This window comes from Phyllobacterium sp. A18/5-2, from assembly GCF_025452215.1.
GTDB lineage: Bacteria > Pseudomonadota > Alphaproteobacteria > Rhizobiales > Rhizobiaceae > Phyllobacterium > Phyllobacterium sophorae.
The window spans coordinates 162,121-179,695 of sequence record NZ_CP104968.1 but is presented as its reverse complement, the minus strand read 5'-3'; the positions used below and the strand labels follow the sequence as shown (position 1 = coordinate 179,695).

Sequence of the window (17,575 nt, the reverse complement as noted above, 5' to 3'; positions counted from 1 at the left end):
TCTCCGTAAATATAATAAATTTTACTTAGCGATCTGCAACTGCTTCCATGCCCTCGAAGTCTGACGCCAAGAGACGAGCAGGCACGGGAGGAATACCATGACAACGGCGACACTAGACGCCTTTCTCGGATCCTATGCAGAAAGCGGTGACGCGCTTCGCACCGCAGTGGCGTCCGTTGTGCGCCACCTCTCGCTAACATCCGTGAAGATCCGCAATACGATCAACCAGGGCGCGCTGGGGAAGGCTTTTTCCAGTGCCCACGGCAGCAGGAATGCCGACGGCGATCTCGCAGCGAGATCTCGATGTCTTCGCCGACGATATGTTTCTTGAAGCCATGCGCCACGCGCCGGTTGCGCTTTACGGTTCCGAGGAGCTCGAACATCCAGCCCTGCTCGACCCAAACGCGGCGCTTGCTCTGGCGATTGATCCGCTGGACGGTTCCTCAAATATTGATACCAACGTCTCGATAGGGACGATCTTCTCCATCCTCCCGGTGGTTGGCCACCCGGACAGCGAGCCGAACGCTTCGTTCTTCCAAAGGGGAGCGTCAGCTCGCTGCCGGGTTTTTTATCTATGGACCACAACTGGCATTGGTTCTCACTGTCGGCAGTGGCACGCATGTGTTCGTTTTCTCATCGCGCCTTGGCACCTTCGTGCAAGCCTATGAGAGCATCGTCATCGCCGACCGCGCGCATGAATTTGCCATCAATGCGGCAAACTACCGGCATTGGGACGAGGCCGTGCGTCTTTATGTGGACGATTGCCTGAAAGGCACGGAAGGTCCGCGCGAACGGGACTTCAACATGCGCTGGGTCGCCTCTCTGGTGGCGGAAGCCTACCGTGTTCTCGTGCGTAGCGGTGTGTTTCTCTATCCTGGCGACAAGCGAAAAGGGTATGGCGACGGCCGGATCTGACTGGTCTACGAGGCCAATCCCATCGCCCTCATTGTCGAGCAGGCGGGCGGAGCGGCAACCGACACGACGAGCCGGATTCTCGAGCTGACGCCCAGGAGCATGCATCAGCGTGTACCGCTGATATTTGGATCATCGAGAGAAGTCGCTCGTATCGGAAGATACCACACAGAACCCAGCAATATTGGTGAGCGCGCGCCGCTCTTCAGCAATCGCGGCCTGTTCAGGGCGTGATGGGAGGAGGATACCATGTCGGCAAAGCACCCCATTATCTCGATTACCGGCTCGTCCGGTGCCGGAACCACCTCGGTCAAGCGCATCTTCGAGCTGATTTTCCGCCGCGAGGAAATCGAAGCCGCCTATATCGAAGGCGATGCATTTCACAAATACGATCGCAATGCCATGAAGGCCAAGGTCGCAGAGGAAGAAAGCAAGGGTAATCCCAACTTTACGCATTTCCATGTCGATGCAAACGAGCTCGAGAACCTGGAAGCGGTCTTTGAGGAATATGGACGCAGGGGAACGGGGCAGACGCGAACCTACATTCACGATGACGCGGAAGCCGAGCTTTACGGCACGCCGGCGGGCACGTTTACCGAATGGCGCGATTTTCCGCCGAGCAGCTTGCTGTTCTATGAAGGGCTGCACGGCTGCGCGGTAGCCGAGGGCGTCAATCTCGCCCGCCACGCCGACTTGAAGATCGGTGTCGTGCCCGTCATCAATCTCGAATGGATCCAGAAGATCCATCGTGATCGCTCGACGCGCGGTTACTCCACCGAGGCGGTGATGGACGTCATCCTGCGCCGTATGCCGGATTATGTCCGCTACATCACGCCACAATTCACGCTGACAGATATCAATTTCCAGCGTGTGCCGATTGTCGATACGTCCAATCCTTTCATAGCAAGGTGGATACCGACACCAGACGAGATCGATGTTGGTCATTCGTTTTGCCCGGCCGCGCGGGATCGATTTTCCTTACCTGCTTTCGATGATCCACGACTCCTTCATGTCGCGGGCCAATTCGATTGTCGTGCCAGGCAATAAGCTCGACCTTGCCATGCAACTCATCCTGACGCCGCTGATCATGCAGTTGATCGAACGCAAAAACCGAGCCTCGTGAGGAGAAGACGATGAATACACAAGCTTTCCTTCAAGGGAATCCAGGCATCGAAACCGTGTCGGAACGCGATATGGCCAACGCAATTCGTGCGCTCGCGATGGACAGCGTTCAAAAAGCGAACTCCGGCCATCCCGGGATGCCGATGGGCATGGCTGATGTTGCAACAGTCCTCTTCAACCGGTTCGTCAAGCTTGACCCGCTGCACCCGCAATGGCCGGATCGCGACCGTTTTGTGCTCTCGGCCGGGCATGGTTCGATGCTGCAATATGCCCTGCATTATCTGATTGGCTATCCCGATATGCCGGTCGAGGAACTGCAGCGCTTTCGCCAGCTCGGCGCGAAGACAGCAGGTCACCCTGAATATGGCCATGCGCAGGGGATTGAAACGACGACCGGACCGCTCGGCCAAGGGATCGCTACGGCCGTGGGCATGGCAATGGCTGAACGGTTGCTAAGGGAGCGTTTCGGCGACCAGATCGTTGATCACCATACTTATGTGATTGCCGGTGATGGCTGTCTGCAGGAGGGTATCAGTCATGAAGCGATCGATCTTGCGGGTCATCTGGGATTGTCGAAACTTATCGTCTTTTGGGACAACAACTCCATCTCGATTGACGGGCCGACATCGCTATCGACGTCTATGGACCAATTGGCGCGATTCAAGGCGGCAGGTTTCGACGTGCAGGAGATCGACGGTCATGACTTCGAGGCAATCGCCGATAGCATCAGCCGGGCAAGGTCGTCGAACCTGCCGTCGCTGATTTCCTGCCGGACGATCATCGGTAAGGGTGCACCAAACCTGCAGGGGTCCGAAAAGACCCACGGGGCGCCACTCGGCGACAGCGAAATCGCAGCAGCGAGGCAGGCCATGGACTGGCCGCACCGGCCATTCGATGTTCCGGAAGCCATCGTGGAAACATGGCGTAACGTCGCGCGCCGTGGTGCCGACGAACGGCGCGAATGGTGTGTCCGGGTGGGGGCTTCGTCACGCTGCGACGAATTCAGGCAAGCGGTTCACAAGCAATTGCCAGAAGCGCTGTTCGACGAACTCAATGCGTTTCGCCGCGACCACGTTGAGAAGGCGACCAAGGTCGCAACCCGCAAGGCATCGGAGCTGGTGCTCGGTGTCGTCAATAGTGCCACCGAGTTGACGATTGGCGGCTCGGCCGACCTAACCCATTCCAACCTGACAATTACGCCCGGAATGAGAGACGTTGCGCCTGGGGATTTTTCTGGTCGCTATATACACTACGGCATTCGTGAACACGCGATGGCCGCTGCCATGAATGGCATCGCGCTGCATGGCGGCTTCGTACCCTATGGCGGAACGTTCCTGGCTTTTGCCGATTATGCCCGGGGAGCCATGCGGCTGTCGGCCTTGATGGGTCAGCAGGTGATCTACGTCATGACCCACGACTCGATCGGGCTTGGCGAAGATGGGCCGACTCATCAGCCTGTCGAGCACCTGGCGATGCTGCGGGCAACTCCCGATATCAACGTGTTCCGGCCGGCAGATATTATCGAGACTGCCGAATGCTGGGAATTGGCACTCAAATGTCGCGACCGGCCGAGCGTTCTCGTTCTGTCGCGCCAGAATCTACCCATGTTGCGCCACGCGCACAGTGATGACAACCGATCGAGCCGCGGTGCCTATGTGTTGCGGGAAACTTCGGAGCCGCGGGCGATAACGCTTCTGGCAACCGGCTCCGAAGTTGAGATCGCGTGTACCGCTGCAGACATCCTTCGCGGTCAATACAAAATCGCCGCTGCGGTTGTCTCCATGCCGTCATGGGAGCTGTTCGAAGCCCAAACGCCGGCCTATCGCCGCTCGGTTCTGGCCGCGGCGCCGCGTATTGGCATCGAGGCGGCGGCCCGCTTGGGCTGGGACCGTTGGATCGGCGAGAAAGGTGCTTTCATCGGCATGCAGGGCTTTGGCGCCAGCGCACCGGCTTCGGATCTTTACCGCCATTTCGGCATCACGCCCGAAAACATCGTTGCTACCGCGCGCAAGCTTATCAACTGAACTGAAAGGAGTATTGATCATGGCCCGGATCACCCTGCGACAATTGCTCGATCATGCTGCCGAACACCGCTATGGCGTTCCCGCTTTCAACATCAACAATATGGAACAGGGCCTCGCCGTGATGGAAGCGGCTGCGGCCTGCGATGCGCCAGTCATTCTCCAGGCATCGCGCGGCGCCCGGTCCTATGCCAAAGACCTGATGCTAGCGCGGATGATCGACGCGTTGGTCGATATTTATCCTTCCATCCCGGTCTGCATGCACCAGGATCATGGCAATGACGAAGCCACCTGCATGACGGCAGTACGGCACGGCTTTACTTCGGTTATGATGGACGGGTCGCTTGAAGCCGATGCGGCAACGCCAGCTTCCTATGAATACAATGTCGAGATCACCAGGCGTGTCACCACGATCGCCCATTGGGTTGGGGTCTCTGTCGAAGGGGAACTTGGTGTCCTCGGCTCTCTCGAAAGCGGCGAAGCGGAAGCGGAAGATGGTCATGGAGCAAGCGGCGTATTGAGCCATGACCAACTGCTGACCGATCCCGATCAGGCCGTCGACTTCGTCATGCGTACCAGGGTCGATGCCTTGGCCATTGCCTGTGGCACCTCCCACGGAGCCTACAAGTTCACGCGTGCTCCGGACGGCGACATTCTCGCGATGGGGGTCATCGAGGAGATCCATCGCAAGCTGCCGAACACGCATCTGGTGATGCACGGTTCGTCATCCGTTCCGCAAGCCCTGCAGGATGTCATAAACCGGTTTGGCGGCGAGATGCCGCAAACCTATGGGGTTCCGGTCGAAGAGATTGAACGGGGCATCCGCCACGGCGTGCGCAAGGTCAATATCGATACGGACTGCCGCATGGCCATGAGCGGGCAGTTCCGCCGGATAGCCACGGAAAACCCGGCGGAATTTGATCCGCGCAAGTTCCTCAAACCGGCCATGGATGCCATGCGCGACCTTTGCCGCGATCGCTTCGAGCGGTTCGGAACGGCCGGGAACGCCTCAAAGATCAAGGTGATAGGCCTGGACGACATGGCAAGACGCTATGCCGCCGGGAAGCTGGATCCGCAAATCGCCGCAGCCAAGGCTGCCTGACTGAGACTGAAATTAAAGGGAAAGGACCTCACCATGTCAAACAAGTCAGAAACGGTCACAGGAAAGGACCGCTACAGGTCCGGTGTCATGGAATATAAGAAGATGGGCTATTGGGAGCCCGACTACGAACCGAAGGACACCGACATCATAGCGCTGTTTCGCATCACGCCGCAGGATGGCGTCGATCCGATCGAAGCCGCTGCTGCAGTGGCCGGTGAATCATCGACTGCCACCTGGACGGTGGTCTGGACCGACCGCCTCACCGCAACGGAAAAGTATCGCGCCAAGGCCTATCGTGTCGACCCGGTCCCGAATGGCGAGGGCCAGTACTTTGCCTACATCGCCTATGATCTCGACCTGTTCGAGCCAGGCTCCATCTCGAACCTGACAGCATCGATCATCGGCAATGTATTTGGTTTCAAGCCATTGAAGGCGCTGCGCCTCGAGGACATGCGCCTGCCGGTCGCCTACGTAAAAACCTTCCAGGGCCCGCCAACTGGCATCGTTGTCGAACGCGAACGACTGGACAAGTTCGGCCGTCCTCTGCTGGGCGCAACCGTGAAGCCCAAGCTTGGCCTGTCCGGTCGCAACTATGGCCGCGTGGTCTATGAAGCCCTGAAGGGCGGTCTCGACTTCACCAAGGATGACGAGAACATCAACTCGCAGCCATTCATGCATTGGCGCGAACGCTTCCTTTATTGCATGGAGGCGGTCAACAAGGCGCAGGCCGCAACCGGGGAGATCAAGGGCAGCTATCTTAACGTCACGGCGGCAACGATGGAGGACATGTATGAGCGTGCCGACTTCGCCAAGGAGCTGGGCTCGAACATCGTCATGATCGATCTTGTCATCGGCTACACGGCGATCCAGTCCATGGCCAAGTGGGCGCGGCGCAATGACATGATCCTGCATCTGCATCGAGCCGGTCACTCGACCTATACGCGGCAGAAGTCCCATGGCGTGTCATTTCGCGTCATCGCCAAGTGGATGCGGCTTGCCGGGGTGGATCACATCCATGCGGGTACGGTTGTCGGCAAGCTCGAGGGCGATCCAGCAACAACGCGCGGCTACTACGACATCTGCCGCGAGGATTTCAATCCGACGAAGCTGGAGAACGGTGTCTTCTTCGACCAGCACTGGGCCTCTCTCAACAAGATGATGCCGGTGGCGTCCGGCGGCATCCATGCCGGCCAGATGCACCAGCTTCTGGACCTCCTCGGCGAAGATGTGGTGCTGCAGTTTGGCGGTGGCACGATCGGTCATCCGCTTGGCATCGCCGCCGGTGCGACAGCCAATCGCGTTGCGCTCGAATGCATGGTGCTCGCGCGCAATGAGGGCCGCGACATCGTCAACGAAGGTCCCGAAATCCTGCGCATGGCTGCGCGCAACTGCCAGCCTCTGCAGCAGGCGCTCGAGGTCTGGAAGGACGTCTCCTTCAACTACACCTCAACCGACTCGCCGGATTTCATTCCGACAGCAACAGCAGCCGAATAGGAGAAGAGATATGCGTATTACCCAGGGAGCATTCTCGTTCCTGCCTGATCTGACCGACGAGCAAATCGCCAGGCAGGCACAATATTGCATCGACAAGGGTTGGGCGGTGAGCCTTGAATTCACCGATGATCCGCACCCCCGTAACACCTATTGGGATATGTGGGGCCATCCCATGTTCGACAATCCGGATGCAGCGGCACTGATCATGGAATTGAAGGAATGCCGCAAGGTTTATGGCGATAGCTATATCCGTTTCGTCGCCTTCGACAACAGCCATGGCTGGGAGTCCGTGAAACTCTCATTCCTCGTCAATCGGCCGCCGGAGGAACCTGGATTCCACCTTGCTCGCCAGGAAGGCGAAGGTCGCGTCGTCCGCTATACTACAAGAGCCTACTCCACTGACAAGCCAGCGGGGCAGCGCTATGGCTGACGCCAGCATCACGCAGCTTGTGGATGGCAGCGCGGAGATTCCCGCTGCCATCGACCTGCGGGCCGAATATGTCGAGTCCGGGGTCAAGGATGTTCTCGACGAGCTGGACCGCGACCTGATCGGCCTGAAGCCGGTCAAGCAGCGCATCAGGGAAACGGCTGCCCTGCTTCTCGTTGAACGGGCACGCAGACGGATGGGTTTGGCGCACGAAACACCGACGCTGCACATGAGTTTCAGCGGTAACCCCGGCACCGGCAAGACCACCGTTGCCTTGCGCATGGCGGACCTCTTGCATCGCCTCGGCTATATTCGCAAAGGTCATCTCGTCTCCGTTACCCGCGATGATCTTGTCGGCCAATATATCGGCCATACGGCGCCGAAGACCAAGGAAATCCTCAAGAAGGCAATGGGCGGTGTCCTGTTCATCGACGAAGCATATTATCTGCACCGGCAGGAAAACGAGCGGGACTACGGGCAGGAAGCGATCGAAATCCTGCTTCAGGTGATGGAGAACCAGCGTGACGATCTGGTCGTTATCCTGGCCGGTTATGCCGATCGCATGGATAAGTTCTTCGAAAGCAACCCCGGCTTCCGCTCACGTATTGCCCATCACATCGATTTCCCGGATTATAGTTCAGACGAGCTGCTGAGCATTTCCGAAATGATGCTCGCGAAGCAGAATTATAGTTTCGATGCGGAAGGCCGCGCTATCATGGCCGACTATATCGAACGGCGTCGCCAGCAGCCGCACTTTGCCAATGCCCGCTCGATCCGCAATGCGCTGGACAGGGCGAGACTGCGGCACGCGAACCGGCTGTTCGAGGCATCCAATGGCCCGACAGATGCGGCCGAGCTATCCACCATCACTGCGGACGATATCAGGGTCAGCCGGGTATTTGCCGCATCGCCAAGGGAGGAACAAACGCCATGAACAAGAGGACACTCATTGCACCTTCCGTTCTCTCGGCCGATTTTTCGCGCCTCGGCCAGGAAGTCGAAGATGTCATGACGGCTGGCGCTGATTGGGTGCATCTTGATGTCATGGACGGGCACTTCGTGCCGAACATCACCTTTGGCCCGCAAGTCATAAAATCCATTCGCAATCGCACCGCTGCAATATTCGATTGCCATTTGATGATCGCACCGACGGATGCCTACCTTGGTGCTTTTGCCGATGCGGGCTGCGATTTCATCACGGTGCATGCGGAAGCCGGCCCGCATCTGGACAGGTCGCTGCAGGCCATTCGCAACCTCGGCAAGAAGGCGGGTGTGTCACTCAACCCTTCGACTCCGGAAAATGTCATCGAATATGTGCTGGACCGGCTCGACCTGGTGCTGTTGATGACCGTCAATCCCGGCTTTGGCGGGCAAGCATTCATACCGTCGGTTGTCGAGAAAGTGCGGCGTGTGAAAGCGATGATCGGCGACCGGCCGATTCATATCGAAATTGATGGCGGCATTACCCCGGACACGGCACCGCTCGTCGCTGCTGCGGGTGCCGATGTGCTTGTGGCGGGTTCCGCCATCTTCAAGGGTAATGGCAAGACAGCCTATGCTGACAATATCGCCGCAATCCGTCATGCTGCCGATCATGCGAGGCATCAGAAAGCGGCGTGACCCAAACCGGAGGGAAGAGAAATGGCGGCGACACCACCAGTATGCGATTTCGGCTGGAAGGCCGTGGACGCCAGTCTGATCGGGACCGATGGTCAGGTTCATTCCATTCTGGGCCAGGCCGGACGCCGGGGCCTGGTGGTTGCCTTCATTTGCAACCACTGTCCCTATGTAAAGGCCGTCATCAAGCGCATTGTACGCGATGCTCGCGACCTCAGGGAATTTGGCGTTGGTTTTGTCGCCATCAATTCTAACGACGATACTGCCTATCCTGCCGACTCTTACGAAAACATGCAGCGCTTCGCTCGTGAAAACGCGTTTCCCTTTCACTATCTGCACGATGCCGATCAGAGTGTGGCGCGGACCTATGGTGCGGTTTGCACGCCTGATTTCTTCGGCATCAATGGCGGCGGCGAACTGCAATATCGCGGCCGCCTCGATGCATCGCGCAAGGAAGAGGGGGCGCCCGATATGCGCCGTGACCTGTTTGAGGCAATGAAACAGGTCTCCAATGCGGGGCAAGGTCCACGCGAGCAGATCGCTTCAATCGGCTGTTCGATCAAGTGGCGTGAGACTGCTTAAGGCGAGGTGCCGCCGGCACAATCAGCCGACGGCAATTTCAGCTATTTGAACTGGTTCAGATAAGCTTCAAGATTGGTGATATCCGTGTCGTCTTTCAGACCGGCGAAGGCCATTTTTGTGCCCTTCACCTTTGCCTTTGGATCGTGCAGATAATCGCGCAAACTCGCCGTATCCCAGACAAGACCGGCAGCGCCTGCCGCCTTCATTGCGGGTGAATAGGCAAAGCCTGGGTGCGTGCCTGCAGTTCTGCCCATTACTTTAAACAAGGACGGTCCAACTTTGTTTTTGTCGGTATCGGCCACGTGACATACGGCGCATTTCTTGAATACGACTTCTCCGGCCTTGGCATCACCGGCCTCTTGGGCGCGGGCTCCAGCAATAGACAGAACCGCCGCCAACATACTTATCAGAACAGTAGAATAACGCATGGCATCTCCTCATTTTCGCCAAGGGTGCCCTGGACGAAGACCGGCGCCAATTTTCCATGCATTGGCGCCACCATCTTTTAGAACGCTTCCAGAAGGTACCGTCGGCTCCTGATAAGTCAATCGTTGGCCGGTGAAATAACGCCGCAGGATCACGATTGCGTTTTCCCGTCTGTCACGATTGACGTGTTGAGGCGGGATCCGTACCTTAGTGATATATTTCTCATTCGGGCACCTTGAGAAACCAATAGGACGATTGTTCCTGGAAATACCGGTCCAATTGCTGACGGTATCACAGGCGATCTGGTCGATAGATTGGAGGTGGCCATTTGGATGTTATTGATCTCGTCCTTACGATCTGTCTCGTGTCGAACCCGTCAAACTGCCGGGAAGAACGGCTGCACTTCGAAGACAAGGGCGGTATGCTCAATTGCATGTTCCTCGCGCCAGCTGAAATCGCCAAGTGGTCCGAAGGACATCCTAAGGTTCGGGTTGTCCGGTGGAAGTGCGCCTATCCGAGGAAGGAGCTGACACTATAGGTCAGAGGAAGACACAACGATTTGTCTGGGAGGGCATCGTGACAGGAATATATCAACGCCTCTTTCGCTTCTTGTTCTTGTTCATGCTGGCTTTTGGCGGCCTTGGCATCTGCGCGAGCTTTGCTGCTGAAACAATTCGGGTTGGCGTTCTCAAGTTTGGCACTGTGAACTGGGAACTCGACACGATCAAACACCATAAGCTGGATGAGAAACATGGTGTGAACATCGATATCCGTTTCTTCGCCAGTGAGGATGCGACCAATGTCGCAATGATGGCTGGTGGCGTCGATATCATTGTGAGCGACTGGCTTTGGGTATCCCGGCAGCGCTCGTCCGGCGAAGACCTGACGTTCGTCCCTTATTCCAGCTCTGTCGGTGCGTTGATGGTTCGCGACGGGTCGCCGCTGAAAGGTCTTGCCGATCTGAAGGGCAAGAAGATCGGTGTTGCCGGCGGACCTCTCGATAAAAGCTGGCTGCTTTTGCAGGGCCTCGCCAAAAAACAGCTTTCAGTTGATTTGGCGACGCAAAACGAGATCATCTATGGCGCACCGCCGCTGCTTGCCGAAAAAGGCGCAGCAGGATGAACTTGATGCGGTTCTGAATTTCTGGAATTTTTGTGCAAGATTGGAGGCTAACGGCTTTCACCGATTGATCGGGACAAACGATGCTGCCAAGGCGTTGGGTGCATCGGGTACCGCATCCGCCATTGGCTATATTTTCCACGAGAAATGGGCAAAAGCGCACCCGCAAGTGATCGCCGGCTTCATCGGCGCCAGCCGCGAGGCGAAGGCGCTGCTCGCGCGATCCGATGAGGACTGGCAACGTCTGTCACCCGTCATCAAAGCTGAGGGCCGCGAACTGGACGTGTTGCGCGACCGCTACCGGGAGGGAATCCCCAAAGGGACTGCCGAGGAAGAAGAGGCGGATGCGGCGAAACTCTATGCGGTTCTTGCTGAACTCGGGGGCCCGCGGCTTGTCGGCCCCGCCACGACACTTGCTCCCGGCACGTTTTGGAAGGAAGAATAAATGGGGCCAGTGGCCACAAAAACCGGACAGGCTCTCAACAACAGCGAGCCCGCGGACGGGTTGCGCCGATGGAATTCATCCGTGATGGTCGTGCTGTCGTTTGCGGTGCTGCTCGTCGCCTGGCATGTGGCAGCAACCCTATGGCCAAGCCGATCTTTTCCAGCACCATTGCTTGTGTTGCAGACTTTCCTCAGCGAAACTGCGAGCGGCGATCTGCCCTATCATCTGGCCATTACCCTGTGGCGTGTTGCAGCCTCCTTTTTCCTGGCAATGATCATTGGTTCGGTGATCGGAGTGCTGCTCGGCAGCCATCGGCGCGCCGATCAGTTCTTCAACCCTTGGCTTATCCTGTTTCTGAATATACCGGCGCTGGTGATTATCGTGCTCGCCTATATTTGGTTCGGCCTGAACGAGGCCGCAGCCATTGGTGCGGTTGCGGTCAACAAGATTCCCAATGTCGTTGTCACGATGCGAGAAGGAACACGAGCGCTTGATCCCCGCTATGCGGAAATGGCAAAAGTCTATCGCTTTGGTGCATTAGACCAATTGCGGCATGTTCTCTTGCCGCAATTGCAGCCATTCATCGCGGCAGCTTCCCGCTCAGGCGTTTCGCTTATCTGGAAGATCGTGCTGGTGGTGGAACTGCTCGGCCGCTCGAATGGCATAGGCTTCCAGATAAATCTGTTTTTCCAGCTTTTCGATGTCGCGGCGATCCTTGCCTATACCCTGGCTTTCGTTGCCGTGATGCTCTTCATAGAACTTGTCGTGGTGCAGCCTCTTGAACACACATCCACTCGCTGGCGCCGCCGCGCGGCTTAAGGTCAATATCGAGGACAAAGCGTTTCGCTCGTCCAATGGCGGAACGATCGACGTATTGCGTCAACTGCGTTTCGAGGTCGAGGAGAATGAATTCGCCTGCATTCTCGGTCCTTCCGGATGCGGGAAGACGACGACGCTACGCATACTGCTTGGCCTTGATCAGGACTACCGCGGCTCCGTTCAACTGCCGGGCAAGTCGCAGGCGCGTATGGGTGCCGTGTTTCAGGAACCGATGCTTCTTCCTTGGCGAACGGTCGAGCAGAATGTGCGGCTGGCGCTGCCCAAGAAGTTGAGAGGCGCAAATCTTGATGCGCTCTTTGGTCAGTTGGGCCTGTCCAAGATGCGCACTTTCTACCCGGCGGAGCTCTCGCTTGGCCTTGCACGTCGGGCGGCGATCGCACGGGCGCTGGCAATTGAACCGGATATCCTTTTGCTTGATGAACCTTTTGTTTCGCTTGACGAGCCAACAGCGCAGCAGCTGAGGCATTTGCTCCTGTTTGTATGGTCCGAACGCCCGACAACGGCCTTGATGGTGACGCACAATCTGCAGGAAGCGATCATGCTGTCGGATCGCATCATTGTATTGTCGGATCGCCCGGCCCATGTTCTTGGCACCTTTGACATCCGCCTGCCGCGCCAATATCGCAACGAACAGGTCAATGCTGATCTCCTTCGTTCGTTCAACGAGAAATTCGCAGGTATCAGGAACGTGTCATGAACAGACCGACACGGCGCAGTGTCCTTAAAACCGGAGCTTTCTTTGCGTGTTGCGGGATGTCGCCTATGCGGTTTGCGCGATCCCAATCCGCGCATAGCGCGGTTTTGCCCGTTACGGAGATTGCAGGTGGGGTCTTTGCCTTTGCGGGCCTTCCCGAAATGATGAATGCCAAGAATAAAGGCGAGATCTGTAACGTTGGCTTTGTCGTTGGCACTGACGCCGTTGCCGTGATCGACAGCGGGGGGAGTGTGACCGAAGGCCGGGCGCTGATTGCTGCCATCCGTGCCGTTACAAACAGACCCATCCGTTATCTCATCAACACACACATGCATCCCGACCATATATTCGGTAACGCTGCTTTCAGTGATGCTGACACAGTTGTCGTCGGGCATCGCAATTTGCCGCGTGCCCTTGCGAGCCGCGGCGATTACTACCTGCAGAGCTATCGCGACAGCATGGGCGTCGCCTTGATGGCCGACATTCGGATCGTGCCCCCCGCCAAACTGATCACAGACGAAGAACAGCTTGACCTCGGCGGCCGCCATTTGACCTTGAAGGCATGGAAACCTGCCCACACGGACAACGACCTGACTGTTTTCGATCAGCAGTCTGGCACATTCTTCACCGGCGATCTTTGTTTCATCGACCATCTCCCGACAATGGACGGATCGTTGCGCGGGTGGATTGCACAGCTGGAAACCCTGAAGGCGATCAAGGCAAGACTGGCTGTTCCGGGACATGGTCCGGTGCCATCAAAATGGCCGGAAGCGCTTGACCCCGAGGAGCGATACTTTGACGTCCTCGCAGGCGACATCCGTCAGGCAATCGCCGATGGCGTACCCATTGCGAAAGCCGTCAAGATGGCGGCACAAAGCGAACGGGGGAACTGGCAGCTCTTCGACGAATATAACGAACGCAATGCCACGGCTTCCTTTGCCGAGCTTGAATGGGAATGATCGTGCTGTTTGCCAGATCATCCAGCAAGATGATATACTGACGAATGGCCGGGCACCGCCAATTTTTCTTGGTGGAGGCACAAAGATAATGAAGATTGTTTCAATAAACCGACGCAGCCGGATTGTTGCGGTCGTTCTTTTGACACTGCTTGGAGCTGCAGTATCCGTGAATGCTGGTGCGCAGGATACGAGCGCTCCGGCAAGCAAGACCTGGAATAGTCTGAAAGGTGACGTGTTCGGTCAGAAAGTGATCGGACCTGCCGACAACATTATTTCCATCGAAGCCCCCAAACGTGCTGAAGACGCAGCCATCGTCCCCGTGGATCTGCATTTTAGAACCGATGGAGCGACCCGCCGGATCAAAGCTGTTACACTGATCGTCGATGAAAATCCGGCGCCTGTCGCCGCCGTGTTCACTTTCGGAAAGGATGCGGGCGTAACCCACCTTGCGACCCGGTTGCGGGTCAATGCCTATTCCTATGTCAGGGCGATCGCGGAGACGGAGGACGGCAAGCTTCATATGACCGAGACATTCGTGAAAGCGTCAGGAGGCTGCTCCGCGCCTGCGATGAAAAACCAGGCTGAGGCGATGGCTTCGCTCGGGAAAATGAAATTACGGGTGTTCCCCACCAACGCACCTGGCACCGAGCCGATGACACGCGCAACCGAGATGCAGCTGATGATACGCCATCCTAACAATTCCGGCCTGCAGATGGACCAGCTCACCCGCTACTATATCCCCGCGCACTTCATTCAAGGACTCACGGTATCGCAAGGCGATCGCCTAATCATGTCAATGGAGGGTGGAATATCGATCTCCGAAGATCCAAACTTCCGCTTCGAGTTCGACGCGAAACCCGGTGAGGACGTCAAGGTCGAGGCAGCGGACACGAAAGGCAAGAAATTCCAGGACGAATGGCCGCTGCAATCGTCGAGTCTGTAATCCAGGCCCAACAATTTTCTAGAAACACCGCATATCGGCTTCGGCCTGGGCGCGCTTCAATTCGCTTGTTGCAGCCTTGGCCGGAGCGCTCTCGCGGAAGAGCACACCATTCTCCCCAGGGACTTGTCCCATCTGTTTGAAAGTTTCCGCCGCCACGTAGTGCTCATAGGTTAGAACGGAAGCGATCACGTCGATCGAACAGGAGCAGCGTTGGAGCATATCGCGGTTTTCACCATTGGCTTTCATGCATCCGTAGACGTATTCCGCGAGCGTCGAAGTGGGGTAATCTGACGCAGCTTTTGCCGGGGAGGAGGCTGCAATTGCTGCAAGAGCTAACAAGGCAGCATTCACGTTTTTTGGCGTGATCATGAGATATCTCGCTTTCGCCCAGTGAAAATATACATTTTTTAAGTAGATAGCAAAAAATAATATTGAACGGCAAACATTAACGAAGATTCAAGTATCAAATTTTGTGACAGGGGCATTTAACAGATTATGCCAATTAAACCGACTGCTTACTGCATCGCAAAAATAGTATTTTGCAATGCAGCAAATATAAATTGATAATCGTGCTTGCGTAATGCATTTCTTTCTCCTATCGTCCATTTGTTTCCGGCTTCAAGGACGTTACCGTCAAGGGAGTGGTGACAGTCTTCGTAGGCCAAGCGAGGTGGGCAGTAACGGTGCCCTCTGCGCGCCTGGCTTAGGTCGTGACACGCTGCCGGAAATACTTCCCCATTTGCGTGAGCTAATGGAGCGAGCCCGCTACTGAAAACGGCTTCGTCCGATGGTTCATAAATGTGAACTTAGGGAGGACTCAAAATGCGTGTACACAAGAATTTAATGGGAATAGCATTGGCTACGACGGCTATGTCGTTCTCATTGGCGGGTGTAGCCTTAGCCAATGATGACGTACAGGGCTTGATCTCTGATTCAAAAACTGGGCGATTCAGACTGGCGATTATGCCAATACCCGGTACTCCAAACTCAACAAGATCACCAAGGACAACGTCAAGAACCTTCAGGTTGCCTGGACGTTTTCGACCGGTGTGCTACGTGGCCATGAAGGAGGTCCTCTCATCATCGGCGATGTGATGTATGTCCATGCGCCCTTTCCAAATACGGTGTATGCACTCGATCTGAACAATGACGGCAAGATCCTCTGGAGGTACGAGCCCAAGCAGGATCCAAACGTTATTCCCATCATGTGCTGCGATACAGTCAATCGTGGCGTCGCTTACGGCGATGGCAAGATATTCCTCTACCAGGCGGATACGACGCTCGTTGCTCTCGACGCAAAGACAGGCAAGGTCGCATGGTCGGTCAAGAACGCTGAAGCAATAGACGGCAGCAAGGGTGAATCTGGAACCTCAGCGCCAATGGTTGTGAAAGACAAGGTCATTGTCGGTATTTCCGGCGGTGAATTTGGTGTTCGCGGCTCATTGACGGCTTACAATATCAAAGACGGCAAACAGGCCTGGCGTGCATGGTCGATGGGTTCCGACAAGGAAACATTGATTGATCCAGAAAAAACCACTCACCTCGGCAAGCCGGTCGGCGCTGACTCCGGTACCAATACCTGGGAAGGCGATCAGTGGAAGATCGGTGGTGGAACAACATGGGGTTGGTATTCGTACGATCCCAAGCTGAATCTGATCTACTACGGCACCGGCAATCCGTCTACCTGGAACCCAAGTCAGCGTCCAGGCGACAACAAATGGTCCATGACCATCATGGCCCGAGATGCCGATACAGGCGTGGCCAAGTGGCTCTATCAGATGACGCCGCACGACGAATGGGACTATGACGGCGTCAACGAAATGATCCTTGCCGATGGCATTGAAATCGAGGGTAAGCCTCGCGATGTCCTCGTGCACTTCGACCGCAACGGCTTTGCGTATACGATGGATCGTGCGACCGGCGAGCTCCTGGTCGCAAAGAAATACGATCCAGCGGTTAACTGGGCGACGGAAGTCGACATGAACAAGGACAGCAAGACTTTCGGGCGTCCGAAGGTCGTGGATAAATACTCGACCCAGGTACAAGGCGAAGACGTGAATACGACGGGCATCTGCCCGGCGGCTCTTGGTACCAAGGACCAGCAGCCGGCAGCCTACTCGCCAAAGACCAAGCTCTTCTACGTTCCAACCAACCATGTCTGCATGGACTATGAGCCTTACAAGGTAAACTACACCGCCGGTCAGCCTTACGTCGGCGCAACGCTTTCCATGTATCCTGCTCCGAACAGTCATGGCGGCATGGGTAACTTCATCGCCTGGGATGCGGCAAAGGGTGAGATTGTTTGGTCCAAACCCGAACAGTTCTCGGTTTGGTCAGGTGCTCTCGCAACCGATGGCGATGTTGTTTTCTACGGAACACTCGAAGGCTATTTGAAGGCGGTCGATAAGGACGGCAAGGAACTTTACAAGTTCAAGACACCCTCCGGCATCATCGGCAACGTCACCACGTACGAACATAAAGGCAAACAATATGTTGCTGTTCTGTCCGGTGTTGGTGGCTGGGCAGGTATCGGCCTCGCTGCCGGGTTGTTGGCGCCTGAAAACGCCACGGCGTGGCACGGCGCCGTTGACCAGGGCAGAGCCCAGGGCGATGAAGCTGCTGTCGTCGGCACGGCGGGTCTGGGCGCCGTCGGCGGCTATGCCGCTCTGGCGGACTACACAACCTTGGGCGGTCAGCTGACCGTTTTCACCGTTCCCGAGTAATCCGGAACGACGTGGACACATTGAGCTTGCAGATGCAGGCCTAGAAAATAGGGTGCCCGGTTCCAACCAGGCCGGGCCCCTTGTGTCACCAAAATTGATGATCAATCACAACCGTCGAACCGGGGCCGAGAGGTGCTGGCCTGTCGGAT

The 17,575-nt window shown here is 56.6% G+C and carries 17 protein-coding genes and 2 pseudogenes; 17 read left to right on the top strand and 2 right to left on the bottom strand.

Features of this window, described 5'->3' with window-relative positions:
* Window positions 1-97: 97 nt before the first annotated feature.
* From N8E89_RS27325 to N8E89_RS27285, 9 genes and pseudogenes are all read left to right on the top strand, one after another.
* Window positions 98-1,146: pseudogene (locus N8E89_RS27325) on the top strand (class 1 fructose-bisphosphatase).
* A gap of 15 nt (window positions 1,147-1,161) precedes the next feature.
* Window positions 1,162-2,035: pseudogene (locus tag N8E89_RS27320) on the top strand (phosphoribulokinase).
* A 10-nt stretch (window positions 2,036-2,045) separates the two neighbouring features.
* Window positions 2,046-4,058: a transketolase gene (tkt, locus tag N8E89_RS27315; protein ID WP_262263650.1), complete on the top strand. Its 2,013-nt coding sequence runs from the start codon at window positions 2,046-2,048 to the stop codon at window positions 4,056-4,058.
* Window positions 4,059-4,077: 19 nt separating this feature from the next.
* On the top strand, window positions 4,078-5,157 hold the full coding sequence (gene fba, locus N8E89_RS27310) for a class II fructose-bisphosphate aldolase (RefSeq protein ID WP_262263649.1): 1,080 nt from the start codon (window positions 4,078-4,080) through the stop codon (window positions 5,155-5,157).
* Window positions 5,158-5,190: 33 nt separating this feature from the next.
* Entirely contained in the window at window positions 5,191-6,651 is a 1,461-nt protein-coding gene (locus N8E89_RS27305) for a form I ribulose bisphosphate carboxylase large subunit (RefSeq protein WP_106665621.1), read from the top strand.
* 10 nt (window positions 6,652-6,661) lie between these two features.
* Entirely contained in the window at window positions 6,662-7,081 is a 420-nt protein-coding gene (locus N8E89_RS27300; RefSeq protein ID WP_106665622.1) for a ribulose bisphosphate carboxylase small subunit, read from the top strand.
* A complete protein-coding gene (gene cbbX / locus N8E89_RS27295; RefSeq protein ID WP_262263647.1) occupies window positions 7,074-8,012 on the top strand; it encodes a CbbX protein in 939 nt (312 codons plus the stop codon). The genes N8E89_RS27300 and cbbX overlap by 8 nt, the downstream gene beginning before the upstream one ends.
* Window positions 8,009-8,698 carry a ribulose-phosphate 3-epimerase gene (rpe, locus tag N8E89_RS27290; protein WP_262263646.1) on the top strand — a complete coding sequence of 230 codons (690 nt, stop codon included), beginning with the start codon at window positions 8,009-8,011 and terminating at the stop codon, window positions 8,696-8,698. The genes cbbX and rpe overlap by 4 nt, the downstream gene beginning before the upstream one ends.
* A gap of 21 nt (window positions 8,699-8,719) precedes the next feature.
* Complete coding sequence (locus N8E89_RS27285) at window positions 8,720-9,277, top strand: thioredoxin family protein (RefSeq protein ID WP_262263645.1); 558 nt, start codon at window positions 8,720-8,722, stop codon at window positions 9,275-9,277.
* A gap of 41 nt (window positions 9,278-9,318) precedes the next feature.
* Here N8E89_RS27285 and N8E89_RS27280 read toward each other — a convergent pair whose 3' ends face one another.
* Window positions 9,319-9,705: a c-type cytochrome gene (locus N8E89_RS27280; protein ID WP_262263644.1), complete on the bottom strand. Its 387-nt coding sequence runs from the start codon at window positions 9,703-9,705 to the stop codon at window positions 9,319-9,321.
* 326 nt (window positions 9,706-10,031) lie between these two features.
* Here N8E89_RS27280 and N8E89_RS27275 point away from each other — a divergent pair, with 326 nt between their 5' ends.
* The 7 genes from N8E89_RS27275 to N8E89_RS27245 all read left to right on the top strand — a co-directional run bounded on the left by N8E89_RS27275 (window position 10,032) and on the right by N8E89_RS27245 (window position 14,703).
* Complete coding sequence (locus N8E89_RS27275) at window positions 10,032-10,241, top strand: hypothetical protein (RefSeq protein ID WP_262263643.1); 210 nt, start codon at window positions 10,032-10,034, stop codon at window positions 10,239-10,241.
* Between the two features lie 38 nt (window positions 10,242-10,279).
* Window positions 10,280-10,825 (top strand): ABC transporter substrate-binding protein, encoded by a 546-nt coding sequence (locus N8E89_RS27270; protein ID WP_262263642.1) that lies wholly within the window; start codon window positions 10,280-10,282, stop codon window positions 10,823-10,825.
* Window positions 10,782-11,267: a substrate-binding domain-containing protein gene (locus N8E89_RS27265; protein ID WP_262263641.1), complete on the top strand. Its 486-nt coding sequence runs from the start codon at window positions 10,782-10,784 to the stop codon at window positions 11,265-11,267. Before N8E89_RS27270 ends, N8E89_RS27265 begins: the two co-directional genes overlap by 44 nt.
* Window positions 11,268-11,351: 84 nt before the next feature.
* On the top strand, window positions 11,352-12,086 hold the full coding sequence (locus tag N8E89_RS27260) for an ABC transporter permease (protein ID WP_262263706.1): 735 nt from the start codon (window positions 11,352-11,354) through the stop codon (window positions 12,084-12,086).
* Entirely contained in the window at window positions 12,046-12,804 is a 759-nt protein-coding gene (locus tag N8E89_RS27255) for an ABC transporter ATP-binding protein (protein WP_262263640.1), read from the top strand. The genes N8E89_RS27260 and N8E89_RS27255 overlap by 41 nt, the downstream gene beginning before the upstream one ends.
* Window positions 12,801-13,760, top strand: a complete 960-nt coding sequence (locus tag N8E89_RS27250) for a quinoprotein relay system zinc metallohydrolase 2 (protein WP_262263639.1) — start codon at window positions 12,801-12,803, stop codon at window positions 13,758-13,760. Before N8E89_RS27255 ends, N8E89_RS27250 begins: the two co-directional genes overlap by 4 nt.
* A gap of 88 nt (window positions 13,761-13,848) precedes the next feature.
* A complete protein-coding gene (locus N8E89_RS27245; RefSeq protein WP_262263638.1) occupies window positions 13,849-14,703 on the top strand; it encodes a quinoprotein dehydrogenase-associated SoxYZ-like carrier in 855 nt (284 codons plus the stop codon).
* Between the two features lie 18 nt (window positions 14,704-14,721).
* On the opposite strand, the gene N8E89_RS27240 is transcribed toward N8E89_RS27245, so the two are convergent.
* A complete protein-coding gene (locus N8E89_RS27240) occupies window positions 14,722-15,072 on the bottom strand; it encodes a hypothetical protein (RefSeq protein ID WP_262263637.1) in 351 nt (116 codons plus the stop codon).
* A gap of 578 nt (window positions 15,073-15,650) precedes the next feature.
* Here N8E89_RS27240 and N8E89_RS27235 point away from each other — a divergent pair.
* On the top strand, window positions 15,651-17,426 hold the full coding sequence (locus N8E89_RS27235) for a methanol/ethanol family PQQ-dependent dehydrogenase (protein ID WP_410010485.1): 1,776 nt from the start codon (window positions 15,651-15,653) through the stop codon (window positions 17,424-17,426).
* Window positions 17,427-17,575: the final 149 nt, after the last annotated feature.

Coding starts and splice junctions, on each gene's coding strand:
- tkt (WP_262263650.1), top strand. CDS start 2,046: ATGAATACACAAGCTTTCCTTCAAGGGAATCCAGGCATCGAAACCGTG.
- cbbX (WP_262263647.1), top strand. CDS start 7,074: ATGGCTGACGCCAGCATCACGCAGCTTGTGGATGGCAGCGCGGAGATT.
- N8E89_RS27280 (WP_262263644.1), bottom strand. CDS start 9,705: ATGCGTTATTCTACTGTTCTGATAAGTATGTTGGCGGCGGTTCTGTCT.
- N8E89_RS27265 (WP_262263641.1), top strand. CDS start 10,782: ATGGCGCACCGCCGCTGCTTGCCGAAAAAGGCGCAGCAGGATGAACTT.
- N8E89_RS27300 (WP_106665622.1), top strand. CDS start 6,662: ATGCGTATTACCCAGGGAGCATTCTCGTTCCTGCCTGATCTGACCGAC.
- N8E89_RS27240 (WP_262263637.1), bottom strand. CDS start 15,072: ATGATCACGCCAAAAAACGTGAATGCTGCCTTGTTAGCTCTTGCAGCA.
- N8E89_RS27245 (WP_262263638.1), top strand. CDS start 13,849: ATGAAGATTGTTTCAATAAACCGACGCAGCCGGATTGTTGCGGTCGTT.
- rpe (WP_262263646.1), top strand. CDS start 8,009: ATGAACAAGAGGACACTCATTGCACCTTCCGTTCTCTCGGCCGATTTT.
- N8E89_RS27260 (WP_262263706.1), top strand. CDS start 11,352: ATGGTCGTGCTGTCGTTTGCGGTGCTGCTCGTCGCCTGGCATGTGGCA.
- N8E89_RS27250 (WP_262263639.1), top strand. CDS start 12,801: ATGAACAGACCGACACGGCGCAGTGTCCTTAAAACCGGAGCTTTCTTT.
- N8E89_RS27285 (WP_262263645.1), top strand. CDS start 8,720: ATGGCGGCGACACCACCAGTATGCGATTTCGGCTGGAAGGCCGTGGAC.
- N8E89_RS27305 (WP_106665621.1), top strand. CDS start 5,191: ATGTCAAACAAGTCAGAAACGGTCACAGGAAAGGACCGCTACAGGTCC.
- fba (WP_262263649.1), top strand. CDS start 4,078: ATGGCCCGGATCACCCTGCGACAATTGCTCGATCATGCTGCCGAACAC.